Annotated in this window: 20 protein-coding genes; 17 read left to right on the top strand and 3 right to left on the bottom strand. The window is 48.6% G+C overall.

The features are described 5' to 3' along the window. The first annotated feature begins 37 nt into the window (after positions 1-37). From V1224_04880 to V1224_04920, 9 genes are all read left to right on the top strand, one after another. Complete coding sequence (locus tag V1224_04880) at positions 38-487, top strand: hotdog domain-containing protein (protein ID WWR16773.1); 450 nt, start codon at positions 38-40, stop codon at positions 485-487. A 14-nt stretch (positions 488-501) separates the two neighbouring features. Next, positions 502-855, top strand: a complete 354-nt coding sequence (locus V1224_04885) for an arsenate reductase family protein (GenBank protein ID WWR17425.1) — start codon at positions 502-504, stop codon at positions 853-855. A gap of 78 nt (positions 856-933) precedes the next feature. Next, on the top strand, positions 934-2,100 hold the full coding sequence (locus tag V1224_04890; GenBank protein ID WWR16774.1) for a cyclopropane-fatty-acyl-phospholipid synthase family protein: 1,167 nt from the start codon (positions 934-936) through the stop codon (positions 2,098-2,100). 184 nt (positions 2,101-2,284) lie between these two features. Continuing rightward, positions 2,285-3,466, top strand: coding sequence for an MBL fold metallo-hydrolase (locus V1224_04895; GenBank protein ID WWR16775.1), 1,182 nt, complete (start codon positions 2,285-2,287; stop codon positions 3,464-3,466). Positions 3,467-3,509: 43 nt separating this feature from the next. After that, a complete protein-coding gene (locus V1224_04900; GenBank protein WWR16776.1) occupies positions 3,510-3,896 on the top strand; it encodes a hypothetical protein in 387 nt (128 codons plus the stop codon). A gap of 133 nt (positions 3,897-4,029) precedes the next feature. After that, the gene (locus V1224_04905) at positions 4,030-4,683 is read left to right on the top strand and encodes a YigZ family protein (GenBank protein ID WWR16777.1); all 654 of its coding nucleotides are present in this window, start codon (positions 4,030-4,032) and stop codon (positions 4,681-4,683) included. Then, complete coding sequence (gene mgtE / locus V1224_04910; protein WWR16778.1) at positions 4,680-6,032, top strand: magnesium transporter; 1,353 nt, start codon at positions 4,680-4,682, stop codon at positions 6,030-6,032. Before V1224_04905 ends, mgtE begins: the two co-directional genes overlap by 4 nt. 103 nt (positions 6,033-6,135) lie before the next feature. Beyond that, positions 6,136-6,891, top strand: coding sequence for an exodeoxyribonuclease III (locus tag V1224_04915; GenBank protein ID WWR16779.1), 756 nt, complete (start codon positions 6,136-6,138; stop codon positions 6,889-6,891). A gap of 182 nt (positions 6,892-7,073) precedes the next feature. Further along, positions 7,074-8,369, top strand: a complete 1,296-nt coding sequence (locus V1224_04920) for an adenylosuccinate synthase (protein ID WWR16780.1) — start codon at positions 7,074-7,076, stop codon at positions 8,367-8,369. On the opposite strand, the gene V1224_04925 is transcribed toward V1224_04920, so the two are convergent. After that, positions 8,356-9,042, bottom strand: a complete 687-nt coding sequence (locus V1224_04925) for a YjjG family noncanonical pyrimidine nucleotidase (protein WWR16781.1) — start codon at positions 9,040-9,042, stop codon at positions 8,356-8,358. The two genes, V1224_04920 and V1224_04925, sit on opposite strands and share 14 nt — an antisense overlap. 61 nt (positions 9,043-9,103) lie before the next feature. On the opposite strand from V1224_04925, the gene V1224_04930 reads away from it, so the two are divergent. Both V1224_04930 and V1224_04935 read left to right on the top strand, forming a co-directional pair. After that, the gene (locus tag V1224_04930) at positions 9,104-10,024 is read left to right on the top strand and encodes a LysR family transcriptional regulator (protein WWR16782.1); all 921 of its coding nucleotides are present in this window, start codon (positions 9,104-9,106) and stop codon (positions 10,022-10,024) included. Beyond that, the gene (locus V1224_04935; GenBank protein ID WWR16783.1) at positions 10,017-10,625 is read left to right on the top strand and encodes an HAD family phosphatase; all 609 of its coding nucleotides are present in this window, start codon (positions 10,017-10,019) and stop codon (positions 10,623-10,625) included. The genes V1224_04930 and V1224_04935 overlap by 8 nt, the downstream gene beginning before the upstream one ends. Before the next feature lie 33 nt (positions 10,626-10,658). On the opposite strand, the gene V1224_04940 is transcribed toward V1224_04935, so the two are convergent. After that, positions 10,659-10,877: a hypothetical protein gene (locus tag V1224_04940; protein ID WWR16784.1), complete on the bottom strand. Its 219-nt coding sequence runs from the start codon at positions 10,875-10,877 to the stop codon at positions 10,659-10,661. Positions 10,878-11,085: 208 nt separating this feature from the next. Here V1224_04940 and V1224_04945 point away from each other — a divergent pair, with 208 nt between their 5' ends. From V1224_04945 to nagB, 3 genes are all read left to right on the top strand, one after another. Next, positions 11,086-11,790 carry a LytTR family DNA-binding domain-containing protein gene (locus V1224_04945; GenBank protein WWR16785.1) on the top strand — a complete coding sequence of 235 codons (705 nt, stop codon included), beginning with the start codon at positions 11,086-11,088 and terminating at the stop codon, positions 11,788-11,790. Beyond that, a complete protein-coding gene (locus tag V1224_04950; protein WWR16786.1) occupies positions 11,783-13,264 on the top strand; it encodes a GHKL domain-containing protein in 1,482 nt (493 codons plus the stop codon). Before V1224_04945 ends, V1224_04950 begins: the two co-directional genes overlap by 8 nt. Positions 13,265-13,364: 100 nt before the next feature. Next, a complete protein-coding gene (gene nagB / locus V1224_04955; GenBank protein WWR16787.1) occupies positions 13,365-14,093 on the top strand; it encodes a glucosamine-6-phosphate deaminase in 729 nt (242 codons plus the stop codon). A gap of 160 nt (positions 14,094-14,253) precedes the next feature. Here the strand turns inward: nagB and V1224_04960 are convergent, their stop codons facing one another. Beyond that, complete coding sequence (locus V1224_04960; GenBank protein ID WWR16788.1) at positions 14,254-14,760, bottom strand: SEC-C metal-binding domain-containing protein; 507 nt, start codon at positions 14,758-14,760, stop codon at positions 14,254-14,256. A gap of 464 nt (positions 14,761-15,224) precedes the next feature. On the opposite strand from V1224_04960, the gene V1224_04965 reads away from it, so the two are divergent. The 3 genes from V1224_04965 (at position 15,225) to infC (ending at position 17,400) form a co-directional block, all read left to right on the top strand. Beyond that, a complete protein-coding gene (locus tag V1224_04965; GenBank protein WWR16789.1) occupies positions 15,225-15,548 on the top strand; it encodes a DUF1540 domain-containing protein in 324 nt (107 codons plus the stop codon). 180 nt (positions 15,549-15,728) lie between these two features. Further along, positions 15,729-16,712, top strand: coding sequence for a PHP domain-containing protein (locus tag V1224_04970; protein ID WWR16790.1), 984 nt, complete (start codon positions 15,729-15,731; stop codon positions 16,710-16,712). Positions 16,713-16,905: 193 nt separating this feature from the next. Continuing rightward, positions 16,906-17,400 carry a translation initiation factor IF-3 gene (gene infC / locus V1224_04975; protein ID WWR16791.1) on the top strand — a complete coding sequence of 165 codons (495 nt, stop codon included), beginning with the start codon at positions 16,906-16,908 and terminating at the stop codon, positions 17,398-17,400. The last annotated feature ends 13 nt before the right edge of the window (positions 17,401-17,413 follow it).

Here is a 17,413-nt window from a genome sequence, read left to right on the forward strand (position 1 = left end):
ATCAGGACTGAAAATACAAACATAAGGAGAAAAAGAGATGAAACAGTATGAGACATCTCATTTGGTAAAGCAGGAAGATCTGAATCACCACGGCACGCTGTTTGCTGCCAGAGCGGCGGCGTGGTTTGTGGAAGCGGCATTTGTGGCGGCAGGCTGTGAATGTGGCACGTGTGAAGGGATCGTGTGCAGAAATCTTCACGACATGTCATTTCGCAGACCGGTGCAGAAGGGAACGATCGTACGCTTTCTGGCGAGGGTGGTTCTGACAGGCGGGAGCAGTTTTACAGTTGCGGTCACAGCGCTGAATGCACTGACGGAAGAAGTCTGCATTGAGGGAATGATTACATTTGTCGTAACCGACGGATGCGGGGGCAAAGGCAAGTGTCCGATCCGGATGGACGAACCGGAAGACGGCAGAGAACGCAGTCAGCGGATGAGTGCGGAAACGATAAGGAATAAGCAGTCTGTAAAGAATTCGTTTGATTAGAAGGAGGAAATATGATGTTGTTTTTATGGTATCCGAAATGCAGTACTTGTCAGAAGGCAAAAAAATGGCTTGATGAACATGAGATCTCTTATGAGATGAGGGATATAAAGACAGAGAATCCGAATGCGGAAGAGCTTGCGGCCTGGTATGAAAAGAGTGGATTGGAGATTAAAAAGTTTTTCAATACGAGCGGTCTCATCTATAAGTCAATGAATCTGAAAGAAAAATTACCACAGATGTCGGAACAGGAGAAGCTGGAGCTTCTTGCCACAGACGGTATGCTCGTAAAACGTCCTCTGCTTATTGCGGAGAACGGAGTACTGACAGGGTTTAAAGTATCGGCATGGGAGGAACTGCTCGCAGAGTAAGGAGACAGCAGAAAAGAGTATGAAACAGTAAAAAACTGGAAATCCTTTCCCTTATAATGGGTGAAAGGAGCACGATATATGAGTCTGGCAGAAAAAGAACTGATTCATTTTATGGGGAGATTTAAGGAACGGCCGTTTCAAATGGTCATTCATGGGAACAAATATCTGATCGGGGAGGGAGAGCCTGATTTTACAGTGATCGTGCACAGGCTGGCTTCTGTCCAGGAACTTTTAAAAAGTACTTCTCTGGCATTGGGTGAGGCGTATATGCACGGAGATATTGAGATAGAAGGCGATCTGTATCAGGCTTTGTATAGTTTTCTCGGCCAGATGGGTCAGTTTTCAACCGACAGAAAGGCTTTGAAGCACTTGATTTTCACTTCCGGGTCAAAGAACAATCAGAAAAAGGAAGTGACTTCTCATTATGACATTGGAAACGACTTTTACAGTCTCTGGCTGGACGAGACGATGAGTTATTCCTGCGGCTATTTTCAGTCGGAAGAGGATAGTCTGTATGAGGCGCAGTGCCATAAAGTGGATCGGATACTGGAAAAATTATATTTACAGGAGGGAATGCGCCTCTGTGACATTGGCTGCGGCTGGGGATTCCTCTTGATAGAGGCAGCGAAAAAGTATAAGATATATGGCACCGGCATTACGCTGAGCATAGAGCAAAAGAAGAAATTTGAAGAGCGAATCCGCGAAGAACATCTGGAACAATATCTGACGGTGGAATTGATGGATTATCGCGATCTTTCCGGGCTGAATCAAAAATATGACAGGGTTGTCAGTGTGGGGATGCTCGAGCATGTGGGCAGAGACCAGTATGAAACGTTTATGAACTGCGTCAAAAAAGTTATGAAGCCCGGCGGCGTCTTTCTGCTCCATTTCATCAGTGCTCTTTCCGAATATCCGGGCGATGCCTGGATAAAAAAATATATTTTTCCGGGAGGAGTCATTCCGAGTCTGCGGGAGATCATCCATCTTGCAGGAGACCTTTCCTTTTATACCGTCGACGTGGAGAGTCTGCGCAGACATTACAGCAGAACGCTGCTGTGCTGGAATGAAAATTTTCAGCGGCATAAGGAGACGATCACGGAAAAGTTTGGAGAGGAGTTTACGAGGATGTGGGAGCTCTACCTGTGTTCCTGTGCGGCAACTTTTATGAATGGCGTCATAGATCTGCATCAGATTGTCTTTACGAACGGAGTCAGCAATGAACTGCCGATGACAAGGTGGTATTGAGCTGATTAATATATAGAATAATTATAATTAATTATAGTACTGACTGAGGATAGAGTCCCGCAGGCAGAAATTTTGCCTGTCGGATTCTATTTTTTTATCGTTGATCTGTGGTATAATTTTGTCACACTATCGTTGTCATACATAAGTACTCGATAATTAACGAAAGAGAAACAGGGGAAAGAATATGAAAAACAGAACATGGAAAGGGGCGGTCTGGTGCCTTGCGGCGATCCTGTTTTTGGCAGTGGCCATATCGATAAGCGGCCTGCAGGGAACGGGCGGAGAGTCAGAAACCCAGGCGCCTCCGGATCAGACAGAGAGCAGACAGCATACAGGGGACGGTAATTCTCAGGCAGAGATACATTTCATTGATGTGGGGCAGGGAGATGCCACATTGATCAAATGCGGAGAACATGCGATGCTGATCGATGCGGGTGAGAATGACAAAGGCACCGCACTGCAGCTATATCTGAAAAAACAGGGAATCGAGAGGCTGGATTATCTCATACTGACACATCCCGACGCGGATCATATCGGCGGGGCCGATGTTATTATCACAAAATTCCCGATTGGCACGGTGTTTATGTCTGACTATACGAAGAACAATAAGACCTATCAGAGAGTTATTCAGGCTCTGGCGGACCGGAATCTGAAATGGACCACACCTGACGTGGGCGCCAGTTTTGGTCTCGGCACAGCTCAGTTTACGATTCTGGCTCCGGTGGACAGTTATGACGATCCCAATAATTCGTCGATAGCCCTGCTGTTTCAAAATGGGGAGAACCGGTTTCTGTTTACCGGAGATGCACAGGGAGAGGCGGAACAGGACATTTTGGAAGAAGCGCTCTCTGTCAGGGCGGAAGTATATAAAGTCGGGCATCATGGGAGCGACACCTCGTCCGGCGGGGAATTTCTGGAGGCGGTAGATCCGGATTGGGCGGTTGTCAGCTGCGGTGTGGACAATTCTTATGGGCACCCACACGCTGCTGTGCTTAACAGTCTGCGTGCCATGGGTGTAAAACTGTTTCGCACGGACGAGCAGGGAAGCATCGTCGCTTTGTCCGACGGCAAAGAGATCACATGGAACTGTGCGCCTTCTGAGACGTGGCAGGCAGGCGAGCGGAAAGGCTCTTCTGCGCAGGATACCCGTGCTTCTCAGGGGGATTTTGCAGAGAAAGACACCGGAACGGACAGCGACACGGCATCGGCGGCAGAATACGCATATATCGGCAACACAAAGAACGGCAAGCTACATCTGGCGACTTGCAGCAAGCTGCCGAGTGAAAAAAACAGAGTGCTGTTTGAGACGAAGGAAGAGGCTGTGCAGGCGGGCTATGACGATCCATGTCAGGTATGCGGGCCATAGTGAATGATACTGTGGAGGATTTTCGGAGGAAAAGGAGAGGACTATGAGAGAGGACAGAGAGAGGGAAGCCGCCTGGCGCTTCGCTGCGGATCTTTGCCGTCTGGCGGATCAGGATGCGGTTTTTCTGGAGCAGTTCTGGACATCGCTGTGCAGGGAGGAAGAGATACTGGAAGAGTTCTGCTATTATGCGGAAAACCGGCAGTTTGCGTGTAAGGCGTCCGTGCGGGGATGTACGGTGATCGATATTATGGTGTGGCAGATCGATCACTTTAAGGCACAGCTCGACAGAGGCGAGCCGGGGATGCGTGATAATGGTGGAAAAATGCTGCTGCTGGCTTTTGATACAATGCTGAAAATGAAACGGGAGCCGGAGAGGTATCTGCGGATGATGCAGCAGGAGACGGGTACGGATTATCCGGATAAATATTGAGCGGCTGCGGAAACGGGGACTGCTATTATTGAGTCATACATGTGTTTATCATGGCAGAGAAATTTACACGGTTGGAAAAAATCAGCCGACGTGCTAAAATAGTGTGCATGACGGAAGAAGGAGGGATGGACGAATGGAGAAGCAGGAGCGGCACGGGAGTTACCGGGTGATAACGGATGCGGGCTGTGGTGAGATTGTGGAAAAAAAATCCCGTTTTATCGCCTCTTTGATGCCTGTGGGTTCGGAGGAGGAGGCGCTTGCCTTTATTGCGTCCGTCCGCAGGAAATATTATGATGCCAGACATAACTGCTTTGCATTCATTACCGGAGAGGACGGAGAGACAGAGCGGTGCAGCGACGACGGGGAGCCGAGCGGCAGTGCGGGCAGGCCGATGCTGGAAGTACTGCGTGGCATGGGTCTGACCAATACGGCGGCTGTCGTCACCAGATATTTCGGCGGCACGCTGCTGGGGACAGGCGGGCTGGTCCGCGCCTACACACAGGCGGTGCAGGCGGCGCTTGAGAACTGTACGGTCATCACGATGCACAGTGGCGTCCGTTTTTATGTGACAATCGATTATGCGCTGACAGGAAAGCTGCAGCACTTGTTTGCCGAAAGGCAGATTATGACAGAAGATACGGTCTATACTGATAAGGTGAGATACCAGATCATTGTACCTTACGGGCAGGAAGAGGCTTTTCAGAAAGAGCTGACAGAGCTGACGGCGGCTCAGGTATGGATCGAGAAGGCGGGAACCGTTTATTATCAGGGCAGGGGAACAGAATGAGTGAGCTGAGAGAAGAACTGAAGGAACTGAAAGAACTGCTGAATACCAAACAGTATACAAGGCTCAGGCAAAGTCTGTCGGAAGTCAACGATGCCGATATAGCGGCCTTCATCGAAAGTCTGGATGAAGAAGATCTGCTGAAGGTGTTCCGCATTCTGCCCAAATCGAGTGCAGCCGACGTGTTCTCCTATATGGAAGTGGAAAACCAGCAGTTTATCATCACCGCTCTTTCGGAAAAAGAGGCGGCGGGTATCATCGATAATCTGATGGCGGACGATGCGACGGACCTCCTGGAGGAGATGCCGGCCAATATTGTCAAAAAGCTGCTTGCCAATGCCAGTCCGGATACAAGGCGGGATATTAATCATCTGCTGCGCTATCCGGAGGACTGTGCCGGCAGCATAATGACAGTGGAATATGTCGATCTGAAAGAAAATATTACGGTACAAAATGCGATAGAACGGATTCGCAAGGTGGGTGTGGACAGTGAGACGATCAACATCTGTTATGTGCTCGACAGTAAGCGCACACTGCTCGGTACGGTTTCTCTTCGCTATTTGCTGCTCAGTCAGCCGGAGGCGATTATCGGCGACATCATGCACGAAAATGTGATTTCTCTGCACACTCTGATGGATCAGGAAGAGGTTGCCAGACAGTTTCAGAAATATGACTTTACGTCCATGCCTGTTGTCGATAATGAAAACCGTTTGGTAGGCATCGTCACGGTCGACGACGTCGTGGACATCCTGCAGGAAGAGGCTACGGAAGACATCGAGAAGATGGCGGCGATCGTGCCTTCCGATAAACCATATATGAGAATGGGTGTGGTCGAGACATGGAAAAAAAGGATTCCGTGGCTGTTACTGCTGATGATCTCCGCCACATTTACAGGGCGGATCATCACCTCTTTTGAGGGGGCGCTGAGCAGATATGTAGTGCTGACGGCGTTTATCCCGATGCTGATGGACACCGGGGGAAATGCCGGCGGACAAGCCAGTGTCACGATCATCCGCGGTCTGTCCCTGAATGAGATCGAGTTCAAGGATCTCTTCCGCGTGGTCTGGAAAGAGGGGCGGGTGGCGCTCCTTTGCGGGGCGACGCTGGCCTGTGCCAATTTCGTCAAACTGCTCGTGCTCGACAGAGTGGGACTGGCAGTGGCAGGAGTCGTCTGCCTCACTCTGGTAGTAGCAGTGTTTATCGCCAAACTGGTAGGATGCAGCCTGCCAATGTTTGCCAAGAAGATCGGCTTTGACCCCGCGGTCATGGCCAGTCCTTTTATTACGACGATTGTGGATGCCATTTCTCTGATCGTGTATTTTCAGATTGCCACGGTGATGTTATCGATCTGACGGGGCGGCTGCGGAAGCGGATGCCGGAAAATTTGTCGGAGAGAGCCGGAGTATGGAAACCGGAATCAGAGAAGTCTGAGTGATAAATGCAAGAGGAGAAATTATGAAACTGATTTCATGGAATGTCAACGGTCTGCGCGCCTGTGAAGGAAAAGGGTTTTCGGACTTTGTGCGGACACAGCAGCCGGATATCCTGTGTGTGCAGGAGACGAAGCTGCAGCAGGGGCAGATCGAACTGGATCTGCCGGAGTATGAGATGTACTGGAACTATGCGGAGAAGAAGGGGTATTCCGGTACCGCACTGTTTACGAAGATAAAACCGACAACTGTGTCATATGGAATCGGCGTGGCCGAGCATGACCGGGAAGGCCGTGTAATCACTGCGGAATATGAGAATTTTTATATGGTGACTGTCTATACGCCCAATTCACAGAGTGAACTGGCAAGACTGTCCTACCGGATGGAATGGGAGGATGCCTTTTTCGCTTATCTGAAGAGGCTGGAGGAAAAGAAACCGGTTGTTTTCTGCGGCGATCTGAATGTGGCTCATCAGGAGATCGATCTGAAAAATCCCAGGACGAACCGCAGGAACGCCGGATTTACCGATGAGGAAAGAGAAAAGTTCGGTAATCTGCTGGCAGGCGGCTTTATCGATACCTTCCGTTATTTTTATCCGCATCAGGAAAACAGCTATTCCTGGTGGTCTTATCGATTCCGGGCCAGAGAAAAAAATGCCGGATGGCGGATCGATTATTTTCTTGTCTCTGATGTGCTGCGTGACCGGCTGGAGGATGCGCTGATCTATGCGGATGTATATGGTTCCGATCATTGTCCGGTAGGGCTTGAGATTAGATTATAAGCAATACTTATGATATGTATAATAAATATTGACTTTACTTATAAATAACAGTTGTGTATACTATATAGGTAAAAGAGGGAGTGAGGCTTTTACGCCTCACTTTTTTTATATTTGATTGTGCAGGATGGAGAGGAAGCTGCTGCCTGCGCAGTCGGTAAATGTATTTGAGAGGAGTCAGGGAAATGGTAAGAGCGGTTGTGGGAGCAAACTGGGGAGACGAAGGAAAAGGTAAGATCACGGATATGCTGGCAAAGGAGGCGGATATTATCGTCCGTTTTCAGGGCGGCGCCAATGCAGGACATACGATCGTAAACAATTATGGAAAATTTGCTCTGCATACATTGCCGTCGGGGGTATTTTACGGACACACGACAAGTATTATCGGAAACGGGGTGGCGCTGAATATTCCGGTATTGTTTGAAGAAATCAGATCGGTCACAGACAGAAATGTACCGGAGCCTAAAATACTCGTATCCGACCGGGCACAGATCGTCATGCCCTATCATATTTTATTTGACCAATACGAGGAGGAACGTCTGGGCGGTCGTTCGTTCGGTTCTACCAAATCGGGAATTGCGCCCTTTTATTCGGATAAATATGCGAAGATCGGGTTCCAGGTCAGCGAACTGTTTGACGACACTCTGTTGGAGGAAAAGGTAAAGAGTGTCTGTGAGATGAAAAATATACTGCTGGAACATTTGTATCATAAGCCTTTGCTTGACCCGCAGGAGCTGCTTGCGACTCTGCGCGGGTACAGAGAGATGGTTGCCCCCTATGTATGCGACGTATCCGCATATCTCGACCAGGCGGTCAGAGAGGGGAAAAATATTCTTCTCGAAGGACAGCTCGGCACATTGAAAGACCCGGATCACGGCATATATCCGATGGTGACGTCTTCCTCCACGCTGGCGGCTTACGGCGCAATCGGCGCAGGGATTCCGCCCTATGAGATCAGGCAGGTCATTACTGTGTGCAAGGCGTACTCCTCGGCGGTAGGCGCGGGCGCTTTTGTTTCCGAGATTTTCGGAGAGGAAGCGGATGAACTGCGCAGACGAGGCGGAGACGGCGGAGAATTCGGGGCGACGACGGGACGGCCGAGACGGATGGGCTGGTTCGACTGTGTTGCCTCCAGGTATGGCTGCCGTCTGCAGGGAACGACCGATGTGGCGTTTACTGTCCTGGATGTGCTTGGCTACCTGGATGAAATTCCGGTATGCGTAGGATATGAGATCAACGGGGAGGTGACGACAGAGTTTCCGGTCACGGCCAGACTGGCAAAGGCGAAACCGGTGCTCAAGTCTCTGCCAGGGTGGAAGACAGACATCCGCGGTGTTCAGAAATACGAACAGCTTCCCGAAAACTGCAGAAAATATATCGAATTTATCGAGGAACAGATCGGTTATCCGGTGACGATGGTCAGCAACGGACCGGGCCGCGACGACATCATTTATCGCGACAGTCCGCTCAGCCGTCGATAATGGGCAGGATCGCCCATAGATTTTTGATGATATAGTCAAGCCGGACATCGGCAGGTGCAGGCAGGCCGTGAGGGTTATACCAGCAGCAGGCGATACCGGCGTTGTTACCGCCGCGCATATCGCTGGTGAGAGAGTCGCCGATAATGACAGCGTCCTCCTTTCGGAAATTGGCAATCCGGGAGAAACTTTTATCGAAAAAGGCAGGGGACGGCTTTTCACATCCGAGTTCCTCAGAGATAAAGCAGCCGTCAAAATACTGGTCCAGACCGCTCAAAGCGAGCTTGTTTCTCTGTGTGGATGCCACACCGTTGGTGACGATATACTGTCTGTGTGTCTGATGAAGTCTCTGACAGAGAGCGAGCGAGTCGTCCAGGTAATAATAGGTGCTGCCAAGCAGCGTCTGATAGGTATCTTTGAAAAGGTCCGTATCGACGCCGGTGATGCCCATGGAGTCAAAGAAGCGGACGAAACGCTGAGCCAGCAGCTCATCCCGCGTGATCTCTCCCCGTTCCAGCATTTTCCAGAAGGAGAGATTGATCCTGGAGTAGGCGGCCAATAGCTCATCGCTGGGAGTGAGGCCGGCGTTCTCCAGACATGTGTCAAAGGCATATTTTTCGGAGGCGTTAAAGTCCAGAAGCGTATTGTCAATATCCCACAGTATTGTCGTATACATAGCTGATCTCCTGTTGTGCGCGCAAAGGCGGAGTGATGATGTGACAGGAAAATTCTAACAGATGCGGGGCGTAGATGCAAGGATGAACAACCTGGAATATTATAAAGTGTTCTATTATGTGGCAAAATGTGGCAGCCTGACACTGGCAGCCGAGGCGCTTTCCGTTTCCCAGCCTGCGGTGAGCCAGAGTCTGCGTCAGCTCGAACAATGGCTGGGGGCCAGTCTTTTTGTGCGCAGCGCGAAAGGCGTCCGGCTGACCCGGGAGGGAGAGCTGCTGCACTCTTATGTGGCCAAGGGCTATGAGCAGATTGTGCAGGGGGAAAAACTGTTGCAGCAGATGATGAATCTGGAGTTGGGAGAGATCAGGATCGGCGCCAGTGATATGACGCTGGAATTTTATCTTCTGCCCTATCTGGAACGGTTTCATGAACAATATTCCGGCATCAAAGTGAGAGTCACCAATGCGCCGACACCGGAAACGCTGCACTATCTGGAGGAAGGAAAGATTGATTTCGGGGTGGTGAGCACACCCTTTCCTGTGGACGAGGGGCTGTGTGCGCACGCGGTGAGAGAGATCGAGGACATTTTTGTGGCGGGGCGGCGGTTTATGTCATACAAATACAAGACGCTTGACTTGCAGGAGCTGGAGACGCTGCCGATCATTTCCCTGAGCGGCAATACGAGTACGAGAACTTATATGAATCACTACCTGCGGGAAAACGGTGTGGAACTGCATCCGGAGTTTGAACTTGCCACGAGCGATATGATCGTGCAGTTTGCACTGAGAAATCTCGGCGTGGGCAGTGTGATGAAAGACTTTGCCAGAAAGGAGCTGGAGTCGGGAAAACTGTTTGAGCTGCGCTTTAACAAAAGAATTCCCAAACGACAGTTCTGTGTCGTCACGAGACCGAAAAATCCGTTGTCGGCGGCGGCAAAAAATTTGCTGGCTTTGCTGGAAAGAGAGGAAGAGACAGATGATTAAAAATATCATATTTGACATTGGCAATGTATTGACACATTATACGTGGAAAAAGCATATCTGCAGTTTCGGATTTTCCGAAGAAGTCTGGCGGCGGGTTGCGGACGCTACGGTGAAAAGCGATCAATGGAATGAATTTGACAGAGGGGTGCTGGAGGATGATGCGGTCATCGATCTGCTGGTGAAGAACGACCCCGGCGTGGAGAAGGAGATCCGACAGATGCTGAGTGATATGGGCGGTCTGGTGGAAAAGGCGGACTACGCGATTCCCTGGATTCAGGAATTAAAAGAGAAGGGCTATCATGTCTATTATCTTTCCAATTTTTCTTACAAAGCGGGCCGCGATTGCAGCCATGCGCTGGATTTCCTGCCTTATACGGACGGCGGCATCCTCTCCTGCGAAGAGAAGCTGATCAAGCCCCAGCCGGAGATTTACCGGCGTCTGTTAGAGAAATATGCGCTGACGGCAGCGGAATGTGTGTTCCTCGATGATCTGGAGACAAATGTGGAGGCAGCCAGAGCGGAAGGCATGGAGGCCATTTTGTTCACGACCAAAGATGCGGCGCTGCCGGAACTGGCCAGACTGGGCGTGAAACAGGCATAAAGCAGGATTCCGAATACATATCTGCCGAAGCCGTCAGTCTCTGGGCTGTTCCTCTCTTTCCTTTCGTTTTCGGCAGAGGATGAGATAAATCCAGAGAAGGATGGGGATGCCGATCGTGGCAGTCAGACATGACTGGAACAGCCGGTCCCAATTCGGAATGTCCAGAAAGGCTGTGACAAGCGTGAGCAGATACAGAAGTACGAGAGCGGCGATGCCGATACAGGCAGCGACCGCTTTGTTGTCTTTTTTCATAACATATCCTTTCTGACAGGGTCATTACTGTCTATGTACAAGATCATACTGCCTCTGTCGTTTTTCTGCAAGTGCCTCTTTTCCGGTTTATGACATTTTCCTGCCTTTTATGGCATCAGAATGTCTTTTCATGACATTTCATTCTAAATAGTTTTCGTTTTATCCGATATAATAAAAGAAAATTCTGATTGGAAGGCGGGATGGCATTTTGAAAATTGCAGTCTGTGATGATGAGAAAGAAATCAGAGAACAGATCAGGGAGCTGACAGGCAAAAGCAGGCCGGACTGCGCGGTGACTTTATATGAAACGGGGGAAGAGCTGCTTGAATCAGGCATTCATTTTGATGTGATCTTTCTGGACATCCAGCTGGAGGGAAAGAATGGAATTGAAACTGCAAGGGCGCTGCGCGAGGCCGGGGAAGAGGCGATCCTGATATTTATCTCCGGTCTGAAGGAATATGTGTTTGATGCGTTTGATGTGGGGGCCTTTCATTATCTTTTAAAGCCTGTCGATGAGAAAAAATTTATACAGGTATTTGAACGGGCTGCGGCCGGAGCGGAAGGAAAAAAACGGCGGGAGACATTTGTCATCAGGACCCGCAGCCGCAATGTGACGATCCGGACCTGTCATATTCTCTATGTGGAGAGCAGGATGAGAAAGGTGGAGATCCATACGTGCCAGGAAGTCTACGAGATTTACGGTACGATGAACGGACTGGAAAAGGAGCTTGGAGAGGGGTTTTACCGCTGTCACAGAGGGTATCTCGTCAACCTGGCGCATGTGTCGGAGTATACGTCGGACAATATCCGCCTGTCGGATGGCACCCGTGTCTATCTGTCAAGAGAAAAATATAATGAATTTGTAAAAATATATATGAATTATCTGCAGGCCGGAGGGGCTTCCTATGTATAGCTTTACGATAGAGATGGCGGACATACTGGTTGCTCTGCTGCAGGGATATGTGCTTGCATGGATGCTGGGCAGTTTCCTGGAGACAAAACTGAGAAACCGCTATGGAAGCAGATTCTATGCGGTATTTTTTTGGACATTTTTAAAGCTCGGCATACAGACGCAGAGTGCGGACAGCTACAGCGGTATCCGTTCCCTGTTAAAACTGACGATGTTGTCAGTTTTTCTCTTTTTGTTTGTAGTTTTGTTTTATCAGGGGGAGAGGATTTTTCAGTTTTACATCACCACAGTGTTTATGGCGCTCAGTGAAATCAGTTTTCTGATTGCCTATATGATCATTGTCCTTGGAAATCATATTTTTGATCTGTATCTGTGGTATATGAGCAGAGGCCAGGTGACAGAGCAGTCTCTTACCGCCTTTTGTCGACTGATAAATGCCACGGAAGTCACTTTGCTCTGTTCTGAGCAGACTGCTTTTCTGCTCATCCTCTGGCTGTCAGTGAAAAGCCTTGTGGGCAGATACAGAGAAAAAGAGTATACGATAAAGAAAACGGAACATTTATTTCTGATTGCCCCTGCCATGTGTGGTCTTTTCATCTGCGCGCTGCTGCGTGTAATTATCGTTACGATGGAGGATGGAGTTCCCACCATACTGTTTGACCGCTATCCATTGTTTATCTTTATCATACCGGCCATTCAGCTGTTATCGCTCGTCTCGATCCTCTCCAGCGTGCAGCTTTTTCAGGATATGGTCGCTCTTGGCCGGGAAAAGAGCGGCAGACTGATCATGGAACAACAGATACGGAGCCTGCAGGAACATATACAGGTGATGAACCGGACCTATGCCGGTATTCGCAGTATCCGGCATGATATGAGGAATCAACTGGCAGTCGTACGTGAACTGATGAGACAGACAGGACGTGGCGGCGGGGGCGAACAGGAGCTGGAGACCTATATGGAGGCGCTGGAGCGGACGGCGGACAGTCTGGAACCGAAGTTTAAGACAGGAAATATTATTGCGGATGCGATCATCAACTTAAAATACCAGGAAGCGGCGGCAGCGATGCCGGATGTGGATATAGATGCCGACGAGCTGATTTTCCCGGCGGATTCAGGTATTGAAAATTATGATATTGCCGTGATTTTGTGTAATGGACTGGACAATGCCATAGAAGCCTGTAAAAAGCTGGGAGAGGAGCAGGAAAAAAGGATCTCTCTCTTTTCTTTTCAGAGAGGCAGCTTCTTTTTTCTGAAGATTGAGAACAGCTTTGACGGTCGCCTTCAATGCAGAAGAGACAGGGAATTTCCCGCGACCGATAAATCCGAGAAGCGGCTGCATGGGATCGGGTTTCTCAATATGAAAGCGGCTGCCGGCAAATATTGTGGCAGTGTGGACTGGAAAGCGGAGAATGGAACCTTTTATCTGACGGTGATGATGAAAGATATGAAAGCGGGAAAAGGTACCTTTGTCCACTGAGGGTAATCTTGCACAAATGTAAAAAAATAACTTGTACTTTTTTCATAGTATGGTACGATATTAATATGGGATATGGCAAAATGTACAGGAGGATTTAATTATGCAAATCATTAAAGCGAATGATTATTATCACATGAGCCGTATGGCGGCAAACATTATCTCTGCGCAGGTAATCATTAAACCTGACTGTGTTCTGGGACTGGCTACCGGCTCTACGCCGATCGGTACTTATGAACAGCTGGTTCGCTGGTACAACAAGGGCGACCTGGATTTCAGTGAAGTAAAGAGTATCAACCTGGATGAATACAAAGGTCTGGCTCCTGATAATGATCAGAGTTACCGGTATTTTATGAATGAGCATCTTTTCAAACATATCAATATCAAGCCGGAAAATACGTATGTACCGGACGGTCTTGAGGAAGATCCGCAAAAGGCATGTGCTGCGTATAATGAGATTATCAGACAGTCAGGCGGCATTGATCTGCAGCTTTTGGGACTGGGATTGAATGGACATATCGGGTTTAATGAGCCGGGTGTGGCATTCGAACAGGAGACGCATTGTGTTCAGCTGACACAGAGCACGATCGATGCAAACTCCCGTTTCTTTGCTACGATGGATGATGTGCCGAAGCAGGCTTATACGATGGGGATCAAGACGATCATGCAGGCGAAAAAAGTAGTGCTTATCGTCAGCGGCGAGTCCAAAGCTCAGATCGTGAAAGATGCGTTCTTTGGGCCCTGCACACCTCAGGTTCCGGCTTCTGTGCTTCAGCTTCACAATAATGTGACACTGGTAGGCGACGAGGGAGCGCTCTCGCTGCTTCCTTAAATTCCAGGGAAACAGGATTGTTGTGACTGGCTGTGTTGTGTCTGGCCAGTGAGAATTCAATTATCAGGATCAAAAGGGTGCACTTGCCGGATCTGTTTATATCTTATTCGGTAAGTGCACCTTTTCTGTTTCTGTTCCCTATGAGCAGGGTATTCAGATCTTATTTATTTTTACCACAACATTTTTTGTACTTCTTACCGCTTCCGCATGGGCAGGGATCGTTCGGATAGACCTTATCGCCCTTGACAACAGTAGTGGAAGATTTCTGCTCTTTGTACAGTTCCTTCCGCTTCTCCTCATCAAAAATATCGTTCCATTCTTCCAGCCCGTACAGCCAGTCAGCGTCAGCGCCGACCATGTTTTTATAGAGAAGTTCCTTGTCAAAACCGAGATTGACCCTGGTGTCTTCCTCCATCTCATCGATCGGGTTGGCCTCCTTCAGGCTGTCGTTAATTCCATCCAGAAAGCCGGTCATTGTCATGATGTCTATGTCAAACCGGTCAGCGAGTTCCTTTACCGTGCCTTCTACGACTTCGTCAGGATTTTTCAGGAGTTGTGCGTAGATTTCTTTCTCTTTTTGAAAATAAGCGGTCCAGAGTCTCTGGAGATCGCCTTTGTTTGCTTTTTCGTCGTAAGCTCTGTCTCTCCACTGCTTTAATAATGCCATTTCTTCTTCCCCTTTATATTAGATTGATTGATTTTGGGTTACATGTGAGGTAATCAATACCGTATATCCTGCTCATTATATAACAAATCGTTCTGCCTGTCCATACGGGAAGTCACTTTCGTAGAGACTGGAGGGCAGCCACCGGAAAATCGCATCCTGCTTTCCATCCAATGATACAGACCTGATTGCAGCATGGATGACAGTTATTGAAAAAATTTTAAAAACTGTGTATAAGAAGTAAAAAGCGGGGTCATACTATGATTAATCAAATGGACCCCCTCCTTTGATTAAACTTTTACGGAAGATACAAAATACTTATCCTCCCCTAAAAAAGCCTTCGGGACTGCGATAACAGCGGTTTCGGGGGCTTTTGTTTTTGCAGGGTACATTTTGCATAATAAGAAAGTGGATCAGGCATACTATGACATGACGATATAAACAGGACAGAGAAAGGAGCGAACAGAATGGCTCAGTTAGACTGCCGCGCAGAGAACTGCGTATATAACAAAAATCAGAGTTGCTGCAAAGGTGATATTATGATCGGAGGAAAACATGCGGACCGCAAGGATGATACTTGCTGCGAGAGCTTTTCTGCCAGAAGGGCAGAAAATTCTTATGTAAGCGCATTGGAACATCCGTGCAGAACAATCAGCATCGACTGTGAAGCGTGCAACTGCATGTATAATACAAACTACAAATGTCATGCGGAACATGTCGACATTGCCGGACAGGGTGCATGTGACTGCCATCAGACAGCATGCGGCACATTTAAGGAAGATCAGCAGTAACAGAAAAACAGTGGAAAGACGCGTGGCAGAAACCATGCGTCTTTTTCACAACGTGGGAGAAAAGAAGGACATTTATGCTCTCTGACGATTTTGTACTGATATTCCGCTTTTTTTATCCTACAAAATTGACAGTTAAGCTGGTATAATCTAAATATACATAAAAAAGGAAGTGATTGAGTCGTGATAGATTTACATATGCACAGCAGATATAGCGATGACGGAGAACTGGAGCCTGGAGAGCTGGTGCGACAATGCGCCGAGGCGGGGATTCGGATCATGGCGATTACGGATCATAATTGTACGCGGGCATATCGGGAGGCGCTGCGGAGCGCTGTGGAGGGAGAGCGGGAAATTTCCAATATGGTTCCTTACGGTATCGTCGAAGTACCGGACACAGGTGGAAAGAAGATCATGATTATTCCCGGTACAGAGATCGATTGTGTGTGGAGGGGGATTAACTTTCACCTTCTCGGGTATGGGATCGACAGTAATGCGCCGGATTTCAGGAAGATAGAGAATGATATTGCCGTTCAGAGTGCGGATGCTTCTCTGCAAATGCTGCACAATACACAAAAGCTGGGGTTTTATATCACAAAAGAAGAAATGTGGCAGCTCGGGCAGGAACATCACCGACAGGACTGCTGGACGGGAGAAATGTTCGCGGAAGTATTGCTGGACAAAGAAGAATATCGGGATCATCCGCTCCTTGCACCTTACAGACCGGGTGGTATGCGGAGTGATAATCCCTACGTGAACTTTTACTGGGACTATTATGCACAGGGGAAACCCTGTCATGTGGAGATGCACTATCCGGCGCTGGAAGAGATGATAGATGTGATCCATAGAAATCACGGAACTGCGGTGCTGGCGCATCCCGGTATGAATCTGAAAGGAAAGGAAGAGCGCATCCGGGAAATGTTCCCGCTGGGACTTGACGGCGTGGAGGCGTTCAGCAGCTATCACACAAAGGAACAGACTGCCTGCTTTTACAGGGAGGCCAGAAAAGCAGGGCTGGGATTAACATGTGGCAGTGATTTTCATGGCAAGACAAAGCCGGCGATCAGGCTGGGAGGCATCAATTTCGGAGCTGCAGATGAGAGAGCGGAGTTTGAGGATGAGGTCATCAGATTCCTGCAGGAAAAAGCATTGACAGATGCAAGGTAATATGATATTGTATTTGGGTATGATGCAGAACAATCAAGCAGAGTATCCACTCTCACCCTGCGGCGACCGGGCTTCAGGCGTTTATCGTTTTGGTACATGATACTGATGGAAGGTATTGCATGTATGGATATGACAGTGGATAGCTATGCTATCCATTTTTTATGTGCGGGAGGTAACCACCATTAGCGATTTAATGATTAACGAACAGATTAGAGACAGAGAAGTACGTGTCATCGGTCAGGATGGAGAACAGTTGGGCGTTATGCCATCCAGAGAGGCTATGAGACTTGCGGAGGAGGCTGGGCTGGATCTCGTAAAGATTGCGCCTACGGCAAAGCCGCCTGTCTGCAAGATCGTTGATTATGGCAAGTTCAAATATGAACAGACCAGAAAAGAAAAAGAAGCTAAGAAAAAGCAGAAGACCATTGATGTCAAAGAAATTCGTTTATCTCCGAACATCGATACCAATGACCTGAACACAAAGGTCAATGCAGCGAGAAAGTTTTTGTCAAAAGGGGATAAGGTAAAGGTCACACTGCGTTTTCGCGGACGTGAGATGGCGCATATGGCAAACAGCAAACATATTTTAGATGATGTGGCACAGCAGCTTTCCGATATTGCCGTGGTGGAAAAGGCGCCGAAGGTGGAAGGCAGAAGTATGACAATGTTTTTAACTGAGAAACGTTAGTTCGTACAGTTAA

This window comes from Lachnospiraceae bacterium JLR.KK008 (assembly GCA_037015955.1).
GTDB lineage: Bacteria > Bacillota > Clostridia > Lachnospirales > Lachnospiraceae > VSOB01.